Source organism: Dyadobacter sp. HNCC25DJ184 (genome assembly GCF_056895215.1).
In genome coordinates, this window is record NZ_JBXHAQ010000001.1 from 361,254 (window position 1) to 384,580 (window position 23,327).

Annotated in this window: 21 protein-coding genes; 17 read left to right on the plus strand and 4 right to left on the minus strand. The window is 42.6% G+C overall.

Going from position 1 to position 23,327, the window contains the following annotated elements:
- Nucleotides 1-107: 107 nt before the first annotated feature.
- Entirely contained in the window at nucleotides 108-560 is a 453-nt protein-coding gene (gene lysM / locus AC1XUD_RS01430) for a peptidoglycan-binding protein LysM (protein ID WP_483359154.1), read from the minus strand.
- 239 nt (nucleotides 561-799) lie between these two features.
- Here lysM and AC1XUD_RS01435 point away from each other — a divergent pair, with 239 nt between their 5' ends.
- Both AC1XUD_RS01435 and AC1XUD_RS01440 read left to right on the plus strand, forming a co-directional pair.
- Entirely contained in the window at nucleotides 800-2,461 is a 1,662-nt protein-coding gene (locus tag AC1XUD_RS01435) for a glycerol-3-phosphate dehydrogenase/oxidase (RefSeq protein WP_483359155.1), read from the plus strand.
- Between the two features lie 2 nt (nucleotides 2,462-2,463).
- Nucleotides 2,464-3,522 (plus strand): beta-ketoacyl synthase chain length factor, encoded by a 1,059-nt coding sequence (locus AC1XUD_RS01440; RefSeq protein ID WP_483359156.1) that lies wholly within the window; start codon nucleotides 2,464-2,466, stop codon nucleotides 3,520-3,522.
- 130 nt (nucleotides 3,523-3,652) lie between these two features.
- Here the strand turns inward: AC1XUD_RS01440 and AC1XUD_RS01445 are convergent, their stop codons facing one another.
- The 3 genes from AC1XUD_RS01445 to AC1XUD_RS01455 are packed head-to-tail and all read right to left on the minus strand — an operon-like array spanning nucleotide 3,653 to nucleotide 10,330.
- Entirely contained in the window at nucleotides 3,653-4,894 is a 1,242-nt protein-coding gene (locus AC1XUD_RS01445) for an NAD(P)/FAD-dependent oxidoreductase (protein WP_483359157.1), read from the minus strand.
- Between the two features lie 2 nt (nucleotides 4,895-4,896).
- Nucleotides 4,897-6,426, minus strand: a complete 1,530-nt coding sequence (locus tag AC1XUD_RS01450; protein ID WP_483359158.1) for a phytoene desaturase family protein — start codon at nucleotides 6,424-6,426, stop codon at nucleotides 4,897-4,899.
- 55 nt (nucleotides 6,427-6,481) lie between these two features.
- Entirely contained in the window at nucleotides 6,482-10,330 is a 3,849-nt protein-coding gene (locus AC1XUD_RS01455; RefSeq protein ID WP_483359159.1) for a 1-acyl-sn-glycerol-3-phosphate acyltransferase, read from the minus strand.
- A gap of 148 nt (nucleotides 10,331-10,478) precedes the next feature.
- Here AC1XUD_RS01455 and flxA point away from each other — a divergent pair, with 148 nt between their 5' ends.
- The 15 genes from flxA (at nucleotide 10,479) to lolA2 (ending at nucleotide 23,306) form a co-directional block, all read left to right on the plus strand.
- Entirely contained in the window at nucleotides 10,479-12,008 is a 1,530-nt protein-coding gene (flxA, locus tag AC1XUD_RS01460) for a flexirubin biosynthesis tyrosine ammonia-lyase FlxA (protein ID WP_483359160.1), read from the plus strand.
- Entirely contained in the window at nucleotides 12,005-12,736 is a 732-nt protein-coding gene (gene flxB, locus AC1XUD_RS01465; RefSeq protein ID WP_483359161.1) for a flexirubin biosynthesis SDR family reductase FlxB, read from the plus strand. Before flxA ends, flxB begins: the two co-directional genes overlap by 4 nt.
- A gap of 2 nt (nucleotides 12,737-12,738) precedes the next feature.
- Nucleotides 12,739-13,956: a beta-ketoacyl-[acyl-carrier-protein] synthase family protein gene (locus AC1XUD_RS01470; RefSeq protein ID WP_483359162.1), complete on the plus strand. Its 1,218-nt coding sequence runs from the start codon at nucleotides 12,739-12,741 to the stop codon at nucleotides 13,954-13,956.
- Nucleotides 13,957-14,325: 369 nt separating this feature from the next.
- Complete coding sequence (locus AC1XUD_RS01475; protein WP_483359163.1) at nucleotides 14,326-14,592, plus strand: phosphopantetheine-binding protein; 267 nt, start codon at nucleotides 14,326-14,328, stop codon at nucleotides 14,590-14,592.
- Nucleotides 14,593-14,594: 2 nt separating this feature from the next.
- Nucleotides 14,595-15,467, plus strand: coding sequence for an LpxL/LpxP family acyltransferase (locus AC1XUD_RS01480; protein ID WP_483359164.1), 873 nt, complete (start codon nucleotides 14,595-14,597; stop codon nucleotides 15,465-15,467).
- Nucleotides 15,460-15,876: a hotdog family protein gene (locus tag AC1XUD_RS01485; RefSeq protein WP_483359165.1), complete on the plus strand. Its 417-nt coding sequence runs from the start codon at nucleotides 15,460-15,462 to the stop codon at nucleotides 15,874-15,876. The genes AC1XUD_RS01480 and AC1XUD_RS01485 overlap by 8 nt, the downstream gene beginning before the upstream one ends.
- 96 nt (nucleotides 15,877-15,972) lie before the next feature.
- Nucleotides 15,973-16,398, plus strand: a complete 426-nt coding sequence (locus tag AC1XUD_RS01490) for an acyl-CoA thioesterase (protein WP_483359166.1) — start codon at nucleotides 15,973-15,975, stop codon at nucleotides 16,396-16,398.
- Complete coding sequence (locus AC1XUD_RS01495; RefSeq protein ID WP_483359167.1) at nucleotides 16,395-17,489, plus strand: beta-ketoacyl synthase N-terminal-like domain-containing protein; 1,095 nt, start codon at nucleotides 16,395-16,397, stop codon at nucleotides 17,487-17,489. The genes AC1XUD_RS01490 and AC1XUD_RS01495 overlap by 4 nt, the downstream gene beginning before the upstream one ends.
- Nucleotides 17,486-18,106 (plus strand): hypothetical protein, encoded by a 621-nt coding sequence (locus AC1XUD_RS01500; protein WP_483359168.1) that lies wholly within the window; start codon nucleotides 17,486-17,488, stop codon nucleotides 18,104-18,106. Before AC1XUD_RS01495 ends, AC1XUD_RS01500 begins: the two co-directional genes overlap by 4 nt.
- Before the next feature lie 189 nt (nucleotides 18,107-18,295).
- The gene (locus AC1XUD_RS01505; RefSeq protein ID WP_483359169.1) at nucleotides 18,296-18,559 is read left to right on the plus strand and encodes a phosphopantetheine-binding protein; all 264 of its coding nucleotides are present in this window, start codon (nucleotides 18,296-18,298) and stop codon (nucleotides 18,557-18,559) included.
- A 52-nt stretch (nucleotides 18,560-18,611) separates the two neighbouring features.
- A complete protein-coding gene (locus AC1XUD_RS01510; protein ID WP_483359170.1) occupies nucleotides 18,612-19,694 on the plus strand; it encodes a metallophosphoesterase in 1,083 nt (360 codons plus the stop codon).
- 18 nt (nucleotides 19,695-19,712) lie between these two features.
- Nucleotides 19,713-20,912 carry a beta-ketoacyl-[acyl-carrier-protein] synthase family protein gene (locus AC1XUD_RS01515; protein WP_483359171.1) on the plus strand — a complete coding sequence of 400 codons (1,200 nt, stop codon included), beginning with the start codon at nucleotides 19,713-19,715 and terminating at the stop codon, nucleotides 20,910-20,912.
- Between the two features lie 97 nt (nucleotides 20,913-21,009).
- Nucleotides 21,010-21,933 (plus strand): beta-ketoacyl synthase chain length factor, encoded by a 924-nt coding sequence (locus AC1XUD_RS01520; protein WP_483359172.1) that lies wholly within the window; start codon nucleotides 21,010-21,012, stop codon nucleotides 21,931-21,933.
- Entirely contained in the window at nucleotides 21,923-22,693 is a 771-nt protein-coding gene (locus tag AC1XUD_RS01525; protein ID WP_483359173.1) for a polysaccharide deacetylase family protein, read from the plus strand. Before AC1XUD_RS01520 ends, AC1XUD_RS01525 begins: the two co-directional genes overlap by 11 nt.
- Complete coding sequence (lolA2, locus tag AC1XUD_RS01530) at nucleotides 22,680-23,306, plus strand: flexirubin biosynthesis/transport protein LolA2 (protein ID WP_483359174.1); 627 nt, start codon at nucleotides 22,680-22,682, stop codon at nucleotides 23,304-23,306. Before AC1XUD_RS01525 ends, lolA2 begins: the two co-directional genes overlap by 14 nt.
- The last annotated feature ends 21 nt before the right edge of the window (nucleotides 23,307-23,327 follow it).

Sequence of the window (23,327 nt, forward strand, 5' to 3'; positions counted from 1 at the left end):
CCCACAAGAGTTGTCATTTTTTGTTAATCGAGAATTTATTTGCAATTAAATTTCTGAAAAAGAGTATGTTAGATAGTGCTTCGCTTTCGCTAACAGCTAACAGCTCCTCACAGCGCCGGAATCCGCAAAACCTGTCCCGGATATATCTTGTCTGGATCAGAAAGCATTGGCTTGTTTGCTTCGAATATGATCGGATATTTCATCATATCTCCATATACGGTCTTTGCAATTTTCGATAAAGTATCTCCTTTTTCCACTGTATGATAGGTGGCTTCCGGTTCTGGTGTCGCAACAACAAGCTTGTTGTTGACTACCGCAACACCTTCAACATTCCCAACAGCCAAAGCTATTTTTTCGGCATCTGCCTGTTTGGTAACTTCTCCGTCAATAGTTACAGTGTCTCCTGAAGTTTTTACGGTTAGTGAGTTATACGGCAATCCTAGAGCTTTCACATGCGCGAGTAATGCACTGGCTCTCAGTGGCTCTGTTTCTGGCGTAGGGGCTGGTTGAGCCTTAAGGACCGGTTCGCCTCCACCCTTGAAAAATGATAATAAGCCCATATTAGTCGTGTGTTTTTTTGTGTAAGAAATTGTATTAATTGATTCAAATCTAGATTAATTTCTGGATCGAACAACTATTTGACATAAATTTAACGCTTACGTCACTCACGGCTCATATTTAAAATATTAACGTTGCCGACTCAGAATATTGTAAGTTAAATTTCCACTTCTGTTGAATTGCACCAATCGGAATTGGTATTTTTACAGAGAAATCTTTATCGCCCACCCCATCGTAAGTTATGAATAGAGCAAAGTCGTTGTCGAGTCTGGAGCTGGAGGAGTTTGATATATGTATTATTGGAGCAGGGGCAAGTGGCGCGGGATGTGCTTTGGACGCAGTGTTGAGGGGATATAAGGTAGCGCTAATTGATAAAAATGATTTTGCGGCCCAAACTTCTTCCAAGTCGACTAAGCTTATTCATGGTGGCGTTCGATACCTGGAACAGGCGTTTAAAAAACTGGACTTTGGTCAATTGAAACAGGTGAAGCATGGTTTGGAGGAACGGCATCTGGTCATAAAAAATGCACCTCATTTGGCCAGGCCATTGGCACTCTTAACACCTGTGGAGTCTTGGATTGAAGGTCTTTATTACAGTGTCGGTTTATTTTTGTATGATCAGTTTGCACAACATGATACACTTCCAAAGAGCAAATGGCTTTCCAAAAAACAGGTTTTGGAAAGGATGCCAACTTTAAATCGTCATAAATTACATAGCGCAGTTTTATACTACGACGGTCAGTTAGATGATGCGCGGTATTGTCTTGCTTTGGCGAAGTCAGCCTCCGAAAATGGAGCGGTTGTTGCCAATTATATTGAAGTCAAAAGTTTTGGCAAGGATGAAAAAGGGACGATCAAACAGGTAAATGCCATAGATGTTGTCTCGAAAAAGGAAATAGGTATTCGGGCAAAACTGGTGATTAACTGCACCGGCCCTTATTCGGATCATATCAGGTTACAAGCCAATTCAGCTCTTGAAGAAAGAATAAGACCGAGTAAAGGTGTTCACTTGATGCTTCCGTACGAAACTTTGAAGAGCAACGACGCAATGCTTATTCCCAAAACATCCGACGGTCGTGTGGTTTTTGCCATTCCGTTTGAAGGTGTGACCATGCTCGGAACCACGGATACGGACGCTGAGGGATTGAAAGAGCCACTGTTAAATCAGAAAGAGAAAGAATATCTGGCGGATACCCTGAATCCGTATCTGGAAAAACCAATTGATCCCGATCATATCAAATCGGGCTTTGGAGGCTTGCGCCCTTTACTTGCGGCGAGCTCCTCCAAATCGACTAAAAGTTTGGTGAGAGATCATGAAGTCGAAGTTGACGAAGCTTCGGGTCTGGTGAGTTTGCTGGGTGGAAAATGGACTACCTACAGATTAATGGCCAAGGATACTCTGGATACCGTTGACAGTATTTTCAAACGTGAAAACAGCTGTAAAACAGCAGATTATATTTTGTCTGGCGGGAAAGATTATGATTACCTGGTTTGGAAAAAATTAAGTTCCAGATATGAAATTCCGGAAGACGTAGCGAAGCATTTGGCAGAGAAGTACGGAACGGAGGCCGAGCAGGTTACGATGTTAGGGCTGGGAAGTCCGGACTTGCTGGAGCGAATTCATCCTGATTATCCATTCATCAAAGCAGAGGTGATATATACGGTGAGAAATGAAATGGTGGTGAAAATCCGTGATTTTACTGCCAGAAGAACGCGGATGGAGATCATGGATTGGCAGGACACCCTGAATAGTATTCAAACCGTTGGCGAGCTGATTGGAAGCGAGCTGGGTTGGGATAGTGAAAAACTGACAAATGAAGTGTCTAAATATTCAGAAAAGCTGCACCATTTTATAAAAATGGCGGGTACGGATCAGATCAAAACACGCGAGTCATTGTTGTAAGAATGATATATATTACTGACCAAACGAGTATTTCGCCACAGCACACTTTTGATAATACCATTTTTGAAGGAGTATTGAAAGCCCACCAGGGAACGCGCTATCTGGCAATAGAACCTGACTATGCCGGGATAATTCCTGCCGGACTTTTGAGGCGGATGGGCAAAGCTGTGCGAATGGGAGTAGGAGCAGGACTGCAATTATTACAACGGCATTACGAAATTCAGGGTATCATTTTGGGTACTGCAAATGGTGGTTTGGAAGATTGCCTCAAATTTCTCAATCAAATAGTTGATTATAACGAAGGAACTCTAACTCCCACCAATTTTGTACAGAGCACTCCAAATGCAGTGGCTGGCAATCTGGCACTGACTAATAAAGTGACCGGCTACAATATGACCCATGTTCACAAGGGTCTTGCTTTTGAAAACGCACTTCTGGATGCCTGTATGCTTTTGGAAGAAGGTAAATACGACAATCTGTTGGTCGGAAGTATCGAAGAAATCTCGCAATACAACTATAATATTGATTCCCTAAACGGATACTTCAAGTGGGAAGAGACTTCCTCTGAGAGTCTGCTGACGAGCAACACCACCGGATCGGTACACGGGGAAGGCGCAAGTTGGTTTGTGATTTCCAACACATCTGGCGAACACCCTCTGGCAGAACTTATAGATATTGCTCAGACAGGAAATTTGGGTTTGAATGAAGTAGAGGGTTGGATATCAGCATTTTTGCAAAAAAATAATTGCGAAGTAAGTGATATCGAATTGCTGATGAATGGCAGATCCGGAGACAAAGACTCTGATGTTTTTTATACCAAAACAGAGGAAGCGCTCTTCGTCGAAACGCCGGTTGCAACATTCAAAAATTTAGTTGGGGAATATCCAACCGCTACCGCATTTGCAGTCTGGATTGCGTCACAGATTCTAAATGGAAAACCAATTCCTGAAAAAATGATATGGCATGGAGAAGTTCCAACCCAGCCTCAGAGTATATTAATATACAATCATTTTCGAGGTGAACAGCATGCGCTGATATTGTTGAAAAGGGTTAACAAATGAAAAGGTGAGGGGTTAATAAAGGGCGTTTTACCCGATTAAATTGCGGCCTCCTTGTTTTGGATGTAAAAGTCAAAACAAGAAGGTTAATCCGGCCACTCGGTTAACCATTAACCGTTTGATCATTAATTCTTTAAATCTCGCCTCCTGCCGCTTCCTTCATCTTTATAACCTTCGCCAAAGTAGGTAAAATGGTATCATGCTTTTTGACGAATGGGTTGGTCTGATCCCAAACATATCCTGCTAAAACCGAGCATATCTGGTTTTTGAAAACGGGATCGACTTGTTTGGCGAATACTATGGTCTGGAAATCTCCGCTATACCAGCCGGTTACGTAGCTTCTGAAGACGTTGATACCATTTTGAACCACATCTTCGTAATCCTTTTTCCAGTCGACGGTTTCGCCGTTCAGATATTTGTGAACCATCTTTGCAGATAGCAATCCGGATGCTGTGGCAAAGGTTACGCCGGAAGAAAAAATAGGGTCCAGAAATTCGGTACTATTCCCGGAAAGCACAAAACCGTCACCCCACATTTTCTTGACACCGATGGAATATCCGAGAATATGTCTGGGTTCAAATCGCAATTCGGAATCTGAAAAGCGGCCACCCAAATCTTCAAACGATCGGATAAACTTCTTATATCCTTTCCCACCTTGTTCTGCTAGTTCAACGATTTTTTCTTTGTCACCCACAATACCGACCGATGTAGTCCCGTCCGAAAACGGGATGGCCCATATCCAGGATTTATTGTTGTCAAACGAGTGGACGAAGATATTCTGGCTTGCTATTTCTGTACGGTTTTTATCCTGAAGATGTGAAAAAATCGCTCCCCTTGGAGTGAACGCAGACGGTTTACTTAAATCAAAAAGTCGTGGTAAAACCCTTCCATACCCACTGGAATCAATGATGAAACGCGATCGGACCTGATGCGTTCTCCCTCTATTGTCTTTATATTCAACCAATTGTTCATCGGCCGAACAATCGACGCTCATTACTTCACATTCAAAATTTACGCTCACACCCTTTTGCTCAGTCGCCATGGCGAGGGTCATATCGAAATCGGCACGTTTTACCTGCCATGTCCATGTCCAGCCTTGGGTATATTGCTCTTCGAAAAAAAACTCACAGCGTTTTTCGCCTTTCATAAAAGCTGCACCTGTCTTTTTCTGAAAATTTTTCGTTTTAACAGCTTCCAGCAGTCCCGCCTGATCCAAATGCTCCATGCAACACGGCAATAGACTTTCACCGATCTGGAACCGGGGGAATTTTTCTTTTTCCAGAATAATTACCTCGTAACCCTGATTTTTAAGATAGGATGCAGCGACCGTCCCTGCCGGGCCTGCCCCAATTACGACAACATCAAAAATTTGCATATCTAAGCGTTTTTTACTTTCTCTACGAGTTTATCTCTGTCAAGGAACGAGAAGCACGTCACAAAGGCACTTACCGTGACTCCCAAAATGCCATGGAGTGAGACGTTTTGGCCCGTCAGGTGCAGGTTGGGAATTCTCGTTCTTGTATTTATTTGTGATCGCGCAGGCGATGTCGAGTTCTTTTTAATACCGTATAATGATCCGTCCTGATTTCCTATATAGTCTCTGAATGTCAGTGGCGTGGCACTATGTACAGACTTGATTTTTGAGCGTATGTCAGGAAAAACCTTTTCGAGGTTCTTAAGCACCTGCTCTTGTTTGGATAATTTGAATTCATAATATTCCGCATCCCGAGTGCCTGGCTCAGCGATTGTATGACTTGACCTGTCCCATTTTTCCGTTTCGCTCGCATTCATATATGTCATGACAGACATCGAATCTGCATATAGGTCACTTTTCGAGGAGGCGGGGGTACATATAAAATAAGTTTCCGGCCAAATATCCTGATTGTAGTGAATCCCTTCCCAAACGTCCTCAATATGATGCTGGTAAATGTTGTAATTCAGGTAGGGAAACGTGTTCTCTTTAAACGATATGTGTACCAAAAAGGTGGAAATACTGTTTTCCAGATTACGGATTCGTGAATTGTATATCTTGAGGAAACGTTCCTCACCAAAAATATCAATTGTAACGGCCGGATGCACATTCGATATAAACTCTTTTCCTTTGAAAACGTTACCCGTTTTGCTCACCACGGCGGTGATATGCCCTGCTTCATCGAACTCAGCAGAGACAATTCTTTCCCGTTTCAGAATTTTGCCACCCAGCTTGCGTATCTGTCGACTGAGCAAAATCGCCAGCTGGGATCCGCCGTCTACGAGTTTATAAGATCCTGATAAATAGCTGTTTATGATTAGTGCATGGACGTAGAAAGGTGTCTTTTCTTTGTCTCCCGCGTAGAGTAAGTTTGAGCCAGCTAAAACACCCCGGAGTCTTTCGTTGGAAGTGATACTGGCGATATAGTCATGTGCGTTGAGCTGCATGAGCTCTTCGTTATATTGGTAATTATTACCGCTGGTTCTCAAATTATAAAGCGGGAACTGACTGCATATTTCCAGGACCTTTTCGCTAAAGGTTTCAATCGCGAGCGCTTCATCCGGAAAATATTCAATCATTTTTTTCTTGAATGCCTCATGCCCTTGCGCATAATTATATTCCTGACCGTCCTCAAACCGGATAGTGTCAAACCGATCTTCATCAAGTTTTTTGAGCTTCAGATCATCAAGGATACCGAAGTATTTGAAAAATTGGTAAAGATTCTCGCCGGGATTCATGCCGCCGATATAATGCACTCCCGTATCGAAAATGGTTTTATCGCGGCTGTAAACCTGCAAGTTGCCGCCAATCTGGTGGTTTTTTTCAAGAACCAGTACGCTTTTTCCTTCGGAGGCCAATATATACGCGCAAGCCAGGCCGCCCAATCCGCTGCCTACGATGATGAAATCATATTCTTTGCCGGCTTCCTGATTCATTTGATGACAGATATCAATTGAGATTTAATAGGCTGAAAGTGTGTTCGTTAATAGCTTAATTTAATGGTATTGCAGCGGATTGAGGCGATTTTCGAAGAACAAACAGCACGTTGGAGGTTGTACTGGAATGCTCCATAATTTCAAATCCTAATCCAGTCTGACGGGCAAATTCTTTAATATCCGATCGGCTGAAAAAATGGAATTCGTCTTCCTTCTTGTTGAAAGAAAATATGCCCGTCGACAATTTTTCGGTCAACTGTGTGTTTTTGTGCTTTTCTTTCAAGTCAGTAATTCCGTCGCGGATAAATAAAATACCATTTTCTGATAGTGAATCAGCGCATCGCATCAGCAATGTAGTTTGTTTTTCTTTTGATAAATAATGGAGTACATCATTCAGGAATATAACATCCTGCTTATCAAATGAGTAGGTCATGATATTTTCGTAAATAAACTGCAGATTCGCGGTTTTGTTATAGCTATTCCGGGCTATAGAAATCTTTTCTTCATCATAGTCCACACCGGTTATAAGTCTCGTTTTATTCTTATAATGCAGGTAGAAAGAAAGGTATCCATATCCACAGCCAACATCCAGAATTTTCCGGCGGCTACCGATCAGCTCGTTGTAATATTTAAAATTCGCTGCTTCAAGTCGCCATTTGGTTTTGAAATACCATTCCAATACGGGCCCTTTGAATACATAGTTGGTGAAAATCCGGTGTTTGAGATATTCCGGCGTTTCCATTTCCATCACGAAATTTTCGTAATCAGATTTGAAAATGGTTGATATGTTTTTGGTCAATGTCCGCAGGTCGGTCTGTCCTTTCGCGTTGCTGATTCTTGGCTGAACGCGCACATTCAATTGACCCGAACTGATGAGGAAGTCGTTTTTGGGTAAAACTTCCGATGCACCGTGTATGAATATAGGTTGGATATCAAGGTCTAATTCTTGCGCCAAATAAAATGCGCCTTTATGGAAACGAGTAATTTCACCGTCTTCTGAGCGGGTGCCTTCAGGAAAAATAAGCAGGGAATATCCGTCAGCGACGAGCTCTTTCATCTTCTCAATATTGTCTTCTGTCCCGGATTCTGAATAAATATATCCTGCATATCGGATAATAGGCCCAAAAAACGGTGATTTGTAAACCCATCCTTTGACCATCAGTACGATCTTCGGATTGAGCATTATAGCCAGTAAAATATCCAGGAATGAGGTGTGGTTGGCGATGAAAATGACAGGTTTGTCCGGATTCAGGTTTTCAATCCCTGAGAAATTCTTTTTGACATGAGGCCCTGAATATATGACCGTCTTTGCATAAAAGGATAACGATTTGTTAATCATAGCCTTTTTGCGTTTTTTAGATATCGGTAATAATAGAATCGTTACCAACTTAGAATGTAAAAAGAGACAGCCTGACAGAAAATAAGTAAAACTACTGATGCTGATTAACAAGGTGAAAAAAGTCACGGGCGCCTTCTTACGTTCGATTCGTTTTTGAACAAAAAAATTGAACAGTATCGGTTGGAAAACAAACGATATCAGCAAAATACAGGCCATCCCAAGCATGCTGATCGTGGCGATAGAGCGAATGGCCGGATGTTCAGCGAAGATAAGTGTGCCCGTGCCAATAATGGTTGTGAGCGCGGAAAGCAAGATCGCGCTCCGGTACGATTTCATATTATCCTTTCCGTCTCGGTATTTGGTGAGTAGACCTTCCGTTACAAAAATACTGTAATCGTCACCTAGTCCGAAAATGAATGTAGTAACTACAACGTTGACGAAATTGAATTTGATGCCCAGCAGCGCGGCTATCCCCAAAATCCATATCCAGCTGATGACCATGGGTAAAAATGTCAATAGCGCCAGTTCTATTCGTCCGTATACTATTATCAATGTCAGGAAAACAACTCCCGCGGAAATGAAAAGGATATAGTTGAAATCGTCTTTCACCATCGTGAGCAGATCGCCGGCCATTTCACCACGATCAAAAATCTCCACGCCGGGTATCTTGCGCAACTCAGCTTTTACATCCGTCAGATATTCAGTCGGCACTACAATAGGGGTGATATAGGTGGTTTTTCCGTCCTTGCTTTCCACGAGGTTATCCATCCCGACTTTTGCCAAAATAGCGGTCTCGGGCATTGGTGTTGCTGGAGTTTTCAGCCATTTTTGGAAACGGCCGAATGCATCGCCGCTGAAACCGTTTGCGGATGCTGACTGGTTAATTTTGGAAAGCAGATCTGATTTCTTTTCCGTTGTCCAGTATTGATTCCAGGTGGCCGCCCTTTTTTCCTGTACAGCCTTCGGTATAACAAACAGCGCGGACGAAACAAAACCGGAAATCAGACCTTGTTCCTTTAGCTCGTTCAATTTTTGAAATATAGTATAGTTGTTTAAGGAAGCAACCGGCTCGGAGGTAGCAGATGCGAATGCATATATCCTTTTTTCTTTGTTTGGATTGAGACCAGTAAAGGCTTTTTCACGATTTTTCAGGTCGGCATTCTGGATGCTCAGGTTTTCGAAATTACTGTCGAATGTGATATATCTGGAATAATATCCAAAAACGAAAGTCAGCAAGATCATAATCGAAAATGCTGCTTTTCTGAACCCAAAAGGCTGTTTAGGAAATTTAACCCCCAATGGTTTCGCCTCAGTTTGGTAGTCGATGCCAAAAAATTCAGTTAAAACCGGAAGACAAACGAGGGTGAAAAAGGCTGCGCCGAGTAACGCCAACGAGGCAAAAAAGCCAAAATCCTGCAACACTGCGGATTTGGCAAAATGCAACGCACTGAAAGCCATAATGGTTGTAAAACTTCCGGTCAGTAAAGGTGTGCTTACTTCTTTGATTGTCAGGGGAATCGAGCGAACGTGGCGTAGGTGGGTGAAGAAATGAAAGGAATAATCCAGTAGAATACCGAAAACGACTGCGCCGGTAGCCAGGGATATTCCCGAAACTTCCGGCCTGACATATCCGGTAATTCCCAAGGCAAAAAGTCCGCCGAAAAGGCCGGGAAGGGTCAGGAAAAGCGGCATCAGCAGTTTTCGATAGTAGCCCATCAACAGTGCCAATATCCCGCCCAGGGCAAAAAGCATGGTAGTGAAACTATCCTTTTTCACCTGGATCGCATTCCTCGCCGATATCTCGAACACTCCAAAATAATCCAGTTTGTTCTGTGGCTGCTTTTTGTTCCAGGCCGATTTATATTTTTCGATCTGATTGTAAAGCGCGACGTCCTTTTCTGAATTGCCTGATTTATAATTTGTTGTGGCCGTGATCAATATGCTTTTGTGATCAGCCGAAAACATGATTCCGTCTTCTATAACAATTCCTGAACTATTGTTGACGGCATTCAGCTTTTTGAAATAAGCAGAACTGATGCCTACGGGATCATTGAGCAGAAATTGTTTGAAAAAGCTGCTTCCGGGGGAAACCAGTTGATTTTTAACATTGATAATCGCAGCATTGACAGAATCAGCCACGATTTTTTCAGATATACCTTTATAATATGCCGGGTCGATCAGCAGTGGAAAATGATCATATTCATAGTCATATACTTCCTGAGCGATATCCGGCCGATTATATTGGATATGGGAAAGTAAACCATTTGAATGCGTTTGAAGCGAATCCGCGAAGGTTCTAGCGATATCTACCGCATCCATTTCATCTTTTTCAATATCATATTGAATCGAAAATATCACCTGGTTGAGAAAGCTTTTGCTTTCCACCAGTTTATTGAACTCTTCAAAAGATTTGCCTTTCGGGAGCGCCGCAAAGATGCTTTCCGTCACACGAAGCTTCGATATCCCTAATCCAAGAATGGAAACGACTATCAACAGACTTGAAAAAAATACGGTCTTATGCCTGGAAAGGAGGGTGTTAAGTTTCAATAATAGTTCTCCTATCATGGATTCGTACTAAGGGAGTAAGGGGCAAAATTATACAAATGTAACAGGACTGTCAACAAAATCGAGTTTACGGCAACAGCGCCATGCGGTTTGTCAAAGCGGTAAAAAAAGATTTATTTTACACTACATTTAATGCTAAAAATCGTAAATGGTTCGGATTTCCCTCGCTCAGGTAGAGCAGTATGCAATTGATAAGAAGGAGTTTGTTTTACCGGAAGATGTACTCAATAGTGTCAGGAAGTCATTTGATTTTCTGACGGATTTTTCAAAGGATAAAATAATATATGGTATCAATACAGGGTTCGGGCCGATGGCTCAATACCGTATCGAAACCGACAAGCTCAACAGTTTGCAGTATAATCTGATCCGGAGCCATTCGAGTGGAGTGGGCAAAGCGCTTTCCGATATATATGCAAGGAGTGTAATGCTGGCTCGTCTCAATTCATTTCTGCAGGCGAACTCAGGTGTAAGCACAGCGGTGATCGAGCAGCTGGTTTTGTTTTTGAACAACGATATTGTTCCTGAAATCTTTGAGCACGGCAGCGTAGGAGCCAGCGGAGATTTGGTGCAGCTTTCGCATTTAGGTCTGAATTTGATCGGCGAGGGATATGTATATGATGGCGGTGTAAGAAGAAAAACTGCTGACGTCCTGAATGAAAAGGGGATTGCGCCGCTAAAAATGCAGTTACGCGACGGGTTAGGTTTGATAAATGGAACATCATGTATGACGGGAATCGCTGCCGTCAACATCATATATGCACAGCGACTTGTTCAATGGGCGATTGCTGCTTCCACGATGATAAACGAGATCATGGAAGCTTTTGACGATTCATTTTCGAAAGAACTGAATGCGGTGAAGCACCATGCGGGACAGCAATATGTCGCGGAACAGATGCGCGAATTTGTAAAAACAAGCAAGCTGATCCGGAATCGGGAGGAATTGTTTAAGGATGATACCGCCATGCACCGGACTGAATTTGAAAGGAAAATACAGGAATATTATTCAATACGTTGTGTGCCACAGATCATCGGGCCGATAGTGGATACGATCAATTATGCGCAGCAGGTCGTTGAAAATGAACTGAATTCGACAAACGATAACCCGATAGTTGCACCTGATGAGAACAATGTTTTCCACGGTGGCAACTTCCATGGCGACTATATCTCGCTGGAAATGGATAAAGTGAAAATAGTTCTGACCAAGCTCTCGATGTTGATGGAGCGCCAGTTGAACTTCCTGATGAACAGCAAGTTAAATGGTAAATTCCCTCCGTTTCTGAACGCTGGAGTGTGGGGCCTCAATTTCGGGTTTCAGGGGGTACAGTTTACCGCGACGTCGACAACGGCAGAAAACCAGGCATTGTCAACTTCAGTATACGTCCATAGTATACCCAATAATAATGATAATCAGGATATTGTGAGTATGGGAACGAACAGTGCGGTGATTGCGAAGCAGGTTTTGGAGAATTCGTTTCAAGTGATGGCCATACATATCATGGCCATTTGTCAGGCGATCGACCTGTTAGACAAAGAAGAATTTGCCGGCCTTTCTGAAAAAGCGATGTCTATATATCATCAAATAAGACAGAAGGCGACATTTGTAAAAGAAGACGTACCACAGTTTGAGAGTATTGCAGCGGTGTGCGAATATATCAAGGAAACCCCTATTAAATTATGAGTTGTGCATTGGTAACTGGTGCGTCCCGAGGTTTGGGAAGAGCCATTGCAGTTCAGTTAGCGAAAGATCATCAATTACATATATTGATAAACTATTCGACCAACCAGGCCGCGGCGGAAGAGACTTTAAAGGAAATTGTGACCGGTGGAGGATCGGGTGAGCTGATTCAATTCAATGTGCAAACCAAAACGGAGGTGGACGGGGCATTGAATCATTGGAAAAAAGAGAATCCCGAAAAACATATCAGTGTGTTGGTGAATAACGCAGGTATCACCCGTGACGGACTTTTTATGTGGATGCCTGAAAAGGATTGGGATGATGTAATGAATATTTCGGCAAAAGGGTTATTCAATGTTACCCAAAATGCGATTGATCAGATGCTCAGGAAACGATCTGGACGGATTGTGAATGTGGCGTCAGTTTCCGGCATGAAAGGAGTTGCAGGACAAACTAACTATTCTGCGGCAAAAGGGGCGATTATCGCGGCGACGAAAGCGTTGGCGCAGGAAGTTGCCAAACGCAAAATTACAGTGAATGCAGTTGCGCCGGGCTTTATCACAAGTGATATGACGAAAGATTTGAACGAGGCGGAGCTGAAGCAAATGATTCCGATGAATCGATTTGGGAAACCGGAAGAAGTGGCTCATGTGGTCAGCTTTCTAGTATCTGATAAAGCTTCCTATATAACAGGAGAGGTAATTAATATCAACGGCGGCATCTATTCCTGATTATGAATAACAGAGTAGTAATTACCGGAATCGGAATTTATTCTTGTCTGGGCGAAAATCTGGAACAGGTTACCAAATCTCTATATGCCGGTAAAAGCGGAATTATATTTGATCAGCAACGCAAGGATGCTGGCTTTCGCTCTGCTCTGACGGGTATGGTCGCGCCTCCCGATTTGAAACCATTTTTGTCAAGAAGGCAAAGATTGGGTATGCATCAGCCCGCGGAATATGCTTTTATGGCTACAAAGGAAGCACTTGAAGTGGCTGGTTTGGATATTGATTTTCTTGAAAAAACGGAAACGGGAATTATTTTCGGTAATGACAGTACGGCCGCCTCTATTGTGGAAGCGAACGATAAACTACGCGAAAAGCGTGACTCCATGCTAATCGGCAGCGGCGCTATTTTTCAAAATATGAATAGCACCGTGAATATGAATTTATCAACGATCTTTAAGTTAAAAGGCATCAATTTCACATTGAGCGCGGCCTGCGCCTCCGGTTCTCATTCCATCGGAATGGGGTATCTGATGATTAAACAAGGACTTCAGGAACGTGTGATATGCGGTGGTGCGCAGGAAATAAACCTCGAATCCATGTCCAGTTTCGATGGATTGGGTACTTTCTCCGTTCGGGAATCGGAACCTGAAAAGGCTTCCCGACCTTTTGACCGCAGTCGCGATGGCCTGATTCCAAGTGGTGGAGCGGCTACAGTAATACTTGAGTCATACGAAACTGCCGTAAAAAGAGGTGCGCCGATATTGGCCGAACTGATCGGATATGGCTTTTCTTCTAATGGAGATCATATTTCAAATCCAAGCATGGACGGTCAGGTGCGGTCATTGCAAATGGCTATCAGTCAGGCAGGTATTAATATTGGCGAGGTTGATTATATCAATGCACACGCCACGTCTACACCAGTTGGTGACAGTAGCGAAGCGAAGGCCATATATCAGGTTTTTGGAGGAAATACTCCTGTAAGTTCCACAAAATCAATGACAGGCCATGAGTGTTGGATGGCTGGAGCAAGCGAGATAGTATACGCTATGCTAATGATGCAAAACGACTTTATTGCCCCAAACATTAACTACGAGAACCCTGACGATGATGCGGCAAATATTAATATCATAAGTCAGACAAAATCTCAAAAGCTTAACTGCTTCTTATCCAATTCATTCGGCTTCGGCGGGACTAACTCTACTTTGATTGTCAAGCGATTTTAATGTTAAGCTTTATGGACTTTCAGAGGTATTTTGGTCAGGTGTTGTCACGAAATAGTCATTTTTAGTAGGGATCCTGCGGCAATAGGCGGGAAAGCCAGTTCCTTGTAACCAGCAAGGTTTTGTAGAGAATTTATACGGAAACTGGCAAAAGGTTTACGCGGAGCTGACTAGAACTCATTCGAACTTCAAGTTATCAAACGGCTTGGTGGCTTTGAATGCGGTTCCGTACATTTGTATCATTCAAATATTTGCTGTCCTTTCAGGTTTTTGATTACAATTGTCAAAGTAATTGTAAAAAATCGTGTCGTGTGCCGCAAAATTTGAAGGCTTTGTGAAACTATCATAAAAGAATACTATATTTTTGCAGCTATGTTAGTTAATGATGTAAAAATGAGTTTGGAAGAAATAATTGAAGAAACCAGAGAATTTTTATCCGAAGAATTCGAAGTGGATAGGAGCGTGATTCTTCCTGAAAACAATTTAAAGGAAACCTTGGATCTGGATAGTCTTGACTATGTAGACCTTGTTGTCCTTATTGAAGAGAATTTGAACGTAAAAGTGACCGGCGAGGATTTCAAAGACGTTGTTACTTTTGGAGATTTCTTTTCAATGGTAAGTAAGAAACTAGCTCTTTAAGCATGAGCCGTTGGGACGGTAAAACCAAGGGATCACTTGCTGGATACAAAATTTTCCTGTTCTTTATCAGGTATTTAGGTCTTGGTTTTGCGTACGGTCTGCTCAGGTTTGTTACCTACTATTATTATCTCTTTGCCGGCGGTCCCCGCAGACATCTCCTTTCTTTTTATCATAATATTCTCGGTTTTTCCAAGCGTGAAGCCCGTCATCTGGCAAGGCGCAATTTCTATATTTTCGGTCAAACGCTGGTAGATCGTGCGGCTTTTCTAATTGGGAAAATGGGTGCATTTACGCATCGGTTTGAAAATGAGCAATATCTGGTGGATATGCAGCAGGAAGGGAAAGGCGGGATTCTGCTCAGTGCGCATGTCGGGAATTGGGAAACTGCCGGAAATCTGCTTCGTGGACGGATTACGCCTACTATTAATATTGTGATGCTGGATGCTGAAGTGGAAAGCATTAAAAAATATATGGAGTTTTCGACCGGTGGCCCAAGGTTCAATGTGATCCCCATTAAAGATGATCTGTCGCACGTGATATCTATCCGGAACGCGTTGCGGAAAAATGAGTTTGTTGCAATTCACGCGGATCGTTATATGGAGGGGGCAAAGTTTTTTGAAATGAATTTCCTGGGAAAAAATGCCAGATTTCCACTCGGACCTTTTATCATTGCTTCAAAATTTGACGCGCCCGTTACCTTTGTTTTTGCCAATAAGGATGGCCTGCACAGCTACCATTTGAGTGCGACCGAACCGATCAGGGAAAAAACAAAACCTGAAGAAATAGCCAGGTTATATGTTTCTGAGCTGGAACGAAAAGTGAAAATGTACCCCGAGCAGTGGTTTAACTACTTTGATTTTTTTAATTATGCCTGAAAAGCAACACATATCGTACTACCTGCCTCATCGTCCACCGTTTTTGATGGTCGACAATTTGGCGAGTATCGAGGAAAACCGGTTTGAAAGTGAGTTTTTGATACTGGAAGACAACATTCTCGTAAATAGGGGTGAATTCCTGGAGTCGGGTTTAATCGAGAATATTGCCCAGACTTCCGCAGCCGGTTTTGGTTATTTGGGGGCTCAAAAAGGCGAGGAGCCGAAGGTTGGATATATTGGTTCGGTAACGAAAGTGGAGGTACATAAACTCCCGCCCGTCGGTGCGACCATTATTACCATTGTCGAAACTTTGGCACAACTTGGAACTATTGTTTTGGTTCGTGGTGTAAACTACCTGAACGGTGACAAGTTGGTGGAATGTGAAATGAAAATTGTCATTTCAGTATAAATTCAACCTTTTTAGATGCCATCTTGTGGTATCCTGCCCGTAGTATTCAAAAAAATATGTATTCTTGTTGCCTTCCGACATAATCCGGGATAGAATATGCTTGCTACTGAAATAGAAATAGAAATAAGATTTAGTGAAACTGATGCAATGGGTGTGGTTTGGCATGGCAACTATCTGAAATATTTTGAGGATGGTCGTGAGGCGTTCGGGAAAGAATATGGCCTGGAGTACCTCACAATCTTCTCCAACGGATACTTTACGCCAATCGTCAAATCAGAAATTGATCATAAAGCACCTGTCTATTACGGTCAAAAAATTAAAGTCATCACAAAGTATGTTCCTACGAAATCAGCCAAAATACAGTTTGATTATCAGGTAATTAATGTGACAACCGGGGAGATTTGCGCAGTAGGGAAAACAATGCAGGTCTTTTTGGAAAAAAACTCACGCACATTGGAGCTGCTCAATCCGGAATTTTATCAATTATGGAAGGAAACTAACGTCTCCGAAAGCCTGACTTGAAAACTTCCATGGTATATATCGGAGCCGAATCTATCATTAGTCCGCTAGGGGATACAGTCGTCGCAAATTGGTCTTCCCTGTTGGCCGGTCAGTCAGGGATTTCTCAATATAAACAGGCGGGTTTCGGTGGTAAGGATCTCTATTTGGCCAAAATTACGGACAGACCCGTGAACGGGAAATTTTCCAGCCTTATTCTCGCTACCTTGAAGGATCTGCAACAAAAAGTTGATCCGTCCATTTTTATTTCTGAAAAAACACTCCTGATCATCAGTTCTACGAAAGGAGCAATTCATGATGATATTCATGACCAGTTTTCGGGTATCGTTCAAAAAACTTTAACGGAATTTGGATTAAAAAACTTACCTGTTGTTGTATCAAATGCTTGTATATCAGGGGTTTCTTCGCTCAATATGGCCGGTAGTTATATTCGAAATGGTTTGTATGATCACGTCGTGGTGGTCGGTTGTGACGTCGTCTCGGATTTTGTTGTATATGGGTTTCAGTCGCTTTATGCAATAAGTGATACCGCATGTCGGCCATTTGATTCGGCAAGAACAGGTATTTCACTGGGAGAAGGATGTGCAGCAGTTGTTGTCTCTAATTCACGCGATGTTTATGAAAATGAGCCACTTGCGCTTTTTGATGGCACAACTTCCAACGACGCGAATCACATTTCAGGCCCCTCCCGAACGGGAGAAGGATTAGTGCGCTCTGTTTCAAGGACACTGGCCAAACACAAGTTATCGACAGCGAATATAGATTTCATTTGTGCGCACGGAACGGCGACGGTATACAATGACGAAATGGAGTCGATTGCCTTTGGTAGATTGGCTATGGAGCATATTCCAATCAATAGTTTGAAAGGGTTTTACGGACATACATTAGGCGCCGCTGGCGTGATTGAAAGCGTAGTTTCGTTACAAATGCTTCGTAATGATTGCATGCTGAAATCTTACGGTTTTGAGCAAAATGGAACATCCGTAATACTCAATGTATTGACTGAAAATGTATCAAAACCTTTTCATACAATATTGAAAACAGCCTCTGGTTTTGGGGGAGGAAATGCATCTTTAATCCTTCTGAAGCTATGAGCAGGATTTCAGGATATTGTCATATCAAGGGTGACGCGGCTTATTTGAATGGCCGAAAGTTGTTACACAACAGCCTGACCTCAGAGGACAAATGGTTAAAACAAATCTATAAGTATCTGAAGATCAGCTATCCGAAGTTTTATAAAATGGATCAGCTGGCGCAGGCAGGATTTTTGGCTTTCGAAATGCTTCGCGCCGACAATGAGCGGATTAATAACTTTGGAGAAGATGAAGTGGCGATGATATTTGCCAATCGATCTTCGAGCAGTGTGACTGATTTGCGTTTTCAGGAATCCTATGCGATCAATGAAACACCAAGCCCGTCGCTGTTTGTATATACTTTACCGAACATTGTGATAGGTGAATTGGCGATCCTAAACAAATGGTTTGGTGAAAATATGTTTGCCGTTTTACCTAACTTCGCACCTGACTTTTACGTCAATTATGGTAAAGCATTATTCCACGACAAGGCCGCAAAAGCCATGTTAGGAGGATGGATTGAGGTACGAGAAAGTGACGTTGAAGTGTTTTTGTTTTTCGTGGAAAGCAATTCTGATCTGGGAGTCGATTTCACAAAAGAAGGATTACAAAATAATTTTGACCTCCGGGAGGTATAATGTTGCACGCAAAGTAAAGAAGACTAAAGGGAAGAGCACAAAGTTTTGCTTTAACGTCTTCGTACTCTTGGGAAACAGCATTTGCGGCTTTCCACGACACTGTTGAGGCAGAAAAAATTAAGGACAAAAGATGGATAGTTAGGTATATCTAAACGAAAAGCTAGCCCCTAACTCCTAAAAGCTAAAGAAATGGGAAATTTAAAAGAAGAGTTAAAGAAGCAATTGATTGAGCAGCTAAACCTGGAAGAGATTAGTGTGGCTGATATTCAGGATGACACATATCTTTTCAAAGATGAAGGTCTTGCGTTGGATTCGATTGATGCATTGGAATTAATCGTTTTGCTGGAAAAATACCACCAGATACAGGTAACCAATCCTGATGAAGGAAAAGAGGCGTTTGTATCAATCAATACGCTGGCGGAATATATCGAGCGGAAAAAGGCGGAAAAGTAGGGGAATGGCGTGTGAAACTTTAAGTATTCGTTGCTAGACCAAAATTGCGCATATGAAGACAAGGTTACTAAATTGGCTCGCTTTCTTGTTCCTTTTGATTGTGTCGAATCATTTATCGGCTCAGAAGAAAACTTACGAGGCTCCTAAATTAACTGATCCGCAATCGTGGTCGATCATTATACTACCCGATCCGCAGACTTATGTGAAGTTTGAAAGAAACCAGCCCATATTTGAGCTCATGACTTCTTGGGTGAGTGAGAATATCGATCCGCTGAAGATCAAGATGGTTTTGTGTACAGGCGATCTGGTTGAGCAAAATGACATCATTTCAACCGAAGGGATCAATGGAAATCAGCACAGTATCCAGCAATGGAAGTCGGTCTCGCGGTCTTTTGGCAGGTTGGATGGAAAGGTGCCATATGTCGCCGCGACTGGTAACCATGATTTTGGATATAAAAGCGCAGAAAATAGGAACACGCGCTATAACGACTATTTTCCGGTAGACAAGAATATCCTGTCTCAAAAGTTGCTCCGGGAAACGGGAACGGATGTAGATGGCAAACCAACGCTGGCCGACGCAACGTACGAATTTACCTCACCTCAGGGAAAAAAATATCTGGTGCTCGTGTTGGAATTTGCTCCGAGAAATGAGGTGATTGATTGGGCGGTGAAAACCATCGCGCAAGAAAAATATAAGGATCATCAGGTGATCGTGTTGACGCATTCGTATCTGAATTCAAAAAACGAGCATATCATAAAGGAAGGATACCCGCTGACGGATGTTAACTATGGTGCTGCGATGTGGTCGAAGTTAATTCAGCCGAGCAAGAACGTTCGAATGGTGTTTTCCGGACATATTGGTGCGCCTGATTCGGCCAGAGAGCATGTCGGATTCAGAACAGATCAGAATGCGGCTGGAAAAAATGTGCAGCAAATGGTTTTCAATGCTCAGGCGATGGGAGGAGGCTGGCACGGAAACGGTGGCGATGGCTGGCTGAGAATTCTGGAATTCCTGCCTGATGGTAAAACCGTAAAAGTGAAAACTTTCTCTCCGTTGTTTGCTATATCTCCCACAACTCAGCAATTCGCCTGGCGCACAGAGCCCTATGACGAGTTTACTTTTTCTCTTGACTAAATTTCACGCTTTTAAAGAATGGCAGGTATCCATATTACAGGTTTAGGTATTGTGTCGGCGATTGGTAATTCTGTAGAGCAAAATCTAAATTCGTTGCTGGAATGTCGATCTGGAATTGGAAGAGCAACTTATTTGAGAGAACGCGATGGACTTCTGGTTGGCGAAGTGAAAATGAGTAATGAAGATATCCTGGAGCTTAACGGGTTGTCCGATAAGTTGTTATCGCGGACGACATTGCTTGGTCTGATGGCAGCAAAAGAGGCTTGGGGAGATAATGAAAATGTGAGTGAGCTTCGGACAGGCTTTATTTCCGCAACGTCCGTTGGTGGGATGGATCGTAGTGAGGATTTTTATAAAGATTACCTTGATAGTAAATCACCGGACTTTAATATTCTAAAATACCACGACAGCGGTAATACTTCTGAGCGTATCGCGAAGGAACTGGGAATATCAGGATATATAAACACGATATCAACGGCGTGCTCGTCAGCAGCAAATGCGATGATGTTAGGAGCAAGATTAATAGAACAGGGCCGGCTGGATCGTGTTTTGGTGGGTGGTGTGGATCCTTTAACGAAATTCACCGTCGCTGGTTTCAGATCATTGATGATATATGATGATGCATGGTGCCGTCCGTTTGACGAGTCGCGTGCGGGGTTGAATTTAGGAGAAGGGGCCGCATTTCTGGTTTTGGAAAATGAGAAAAGTCTGAAAATAACTGGGCATAAAACCAGATGCTATTTAAAAGGCTGGGCAAATGCTGCTGATGCATATCACCAAACCGCGTCGTCTCCTGACGGAAAAGGCGCAACTTTGGCAATTCACAATGCATTGAAAAAAGCGAACCTGTCGCCGGATGATATTGACTATATCAACGCTCATGGAACCGGAACTAAAAATAACGACCTTTCAGAATCTGTTGCGATTCAAAATGTTTTTGGAAGAAATATCCCGGCTTTTAGCTCGACTAAATCTTTTACCGGACATACATTAGCCGCAGCAGGTGCAATTGAAGCGGTTTTTTCAATTCTGGCGATTGAAAACAATATGATATTCCCCAACCTGAATTATACGAACGCGATTGAAGAAACAGGATTAGTGCCTGTTCACGGAGCAGTTTTACGAGGGGAGGTGAATACCGTTTTGTCTAATTCTTTCGGTTTCGGGGGGAATAATTCCTCCTTGGTTTTTTCGGGAGGGAATAAATTGAAAACTTAATTGAACCATTCAGACATTAAGAAACAGTAAGACTTCCCTTATATTTTCTTAACTTCTCAATGGTACATATCAAAGCAAGAAAATAAGTTAGATCCAATTGTACTACATAAAATCAGCATCGTCAGTCACTCATCAGCCTTCCTTTCAGAATAAAGGATTTTCGGCGGAGATTTCTCCCTTGGAAGGTGTCTCAGAGCTTATACAGCCTAATTATAAGGAATATATAGATGCCGGACTGCTGCGGCGAATGAGCAAGATATTGCGAATGTCAGTTGCCTGCGCAATCGATTCTTTGAGGACAGCCGGTATCGAACAACCCGATGCTATCGTTGTTGGAACAGGATTGGGTTGTTTGCTGGATACTGAGAAATTCTTAAATAATGTGCTTAGTCTGGAGGGAATGCTGCCGCCCACTTCCTTTATCCAGTCGACGCATAATACCATTGCCGGACAAATTTCCCTCAGCCTTGGCAACCATGGATATAATATGACCCACACGCAGAATACGCTTTCTTTCGAACATGCATTGCTGGATGCAATGATGTTACTCGCAGAAGGCGGACACAATATCCTGGTGGGTGCTGCGGACGAGCGTATTCCTTTTCTTGACGAAGTGGCTGATAATCTGAGTTTTACGGGAGTTCCACTTACTTCGGGCTCTTCTTTTTTTACGTTGAGCAACGAACCGGAAAATGCCCTGGCGGAGATTCTGGATGTTCAAGCAACCGGATTTGTTGAAAATGTCGACGAGGTAATCGCCGGATTTTTGATTAAAAATGGGTATAAGTTATCAGATGTTACGCGGGTTTTTACAGCTGGAAATTCAGGGAAAGAGCAGGGGGGAGAGGGAATCGAATCCGTTGATTTTTTAAAATATAGTGGCTTATATGCTACTGCTGCAGCTTTTGGGTTACATTTGGCTTTGGACAAGATCGCGGATGGCAAATCGCTGACTTTGATCTGTAACCAAGTTAACCAATCCAATTTAGGACTAATTTTATTTAAGTCTATTGAAGCATAACATCACCACATTTGTCGCCGCGACGGCCCTGGTTGTCCTCGGTTTTATTTTTTGGGAGACGGACTTTGTATATTATATCCTGGGAGGAATCGCCTTGCTATATCTCGCAGCGGTGGCTTACGGAAGTTTTAATATTCAGTCAAATTATTTCCTGACTTCGATCAATACTGGGAAAAAAAAGTCAATTTCACTCACGTTCGACGACGGCCCTGATCCGGATATTACTCCGAAAATCCTGGATATTCTTTCCGAAAAAGGCGTAAAGGCGACATTTTTTGTTATTGGAAAAAAGGCCGAAAGTCATCCCGATATCATCCGCCGCATTATTTCCGAGGGACACGTCATTGGAAATCATTCCTATTCTCACAGTTATCTTCTCGGCTTCTTTTCGACTTCCCGGCTGCGGGCCGATATTGAAAAGGCTAACCAAATCATTCTTGATATATTCGGACAAAAAACCTTGTATTTTCGTCCCCCTTTTGGCGTAACCAATCCACGTTATCGCATGGTCTTGAAGGAACTGGGTATGACCTGTATTGGATGGTCCCTGCGCAGTTTGGACACGAGGGCTAAAACCAAATACCAGTTGATCGACCGGATTATAACGAACATAAAGAAGAAAGATATAGTCTTATTGCATGATAACCAACAGGTTACCCTGGATTCGCTGGAAGATATAATTGAACATTTTAAACAGAAAGGCCTGAAAATGGACGTCCTTTCCGAAGTTATTGATGACAGGCCATATGATGAGAATTAGTTTAGTTGCAGGTTTTTGGTTTTTGATATCAGGTTCACTGTTCGCTCAGGGATTTCAACCTCTCAAAAACCCTCAATCTTTAATTGAATTGTTAAAAAAGACGTCAGCGATTACGCAGAGTATTCAGGCGGAGTTCAGAGAGCAGAAGAAATTGGCGGCTTTGAAAGAACCTCAGAAGACTTCCGGAAGTTTTTTTTACAAACGTCAGAACAAAATGCGGTGGGAGCAAAAGACCCCCAATAGCTATATCATTCTGATTAATGGGGATCAGATGAAAATAATCGATCGGGGTAAAGAGAAGAAGATTGCAGGTGGCGGTATGGCTAGCCAGATCAAAGGTTTGTTAATTGGCTTGGTAAACGGAGATTTTCAGGATAATAAGGCATTTTCGAAGACTTATTTTGAAAACCAAAACGAATATCAGATCGTACTTACCCCAGTCGCAAAACGGTTGAAAAATGTGTATACCTCTATGAATCTGACATTTACTAAAACGACTCTACGTTTGAAAAATATATCTTTTTTTGAAAAAGGTGGAGACCAAAGCGAAATGGAGTTTTTCAATGAAAAGATCAACGCCCCAATTGCCGACGGTATATTTGATAAATTGTAAAACAAAGGCGTAACGAGTCAC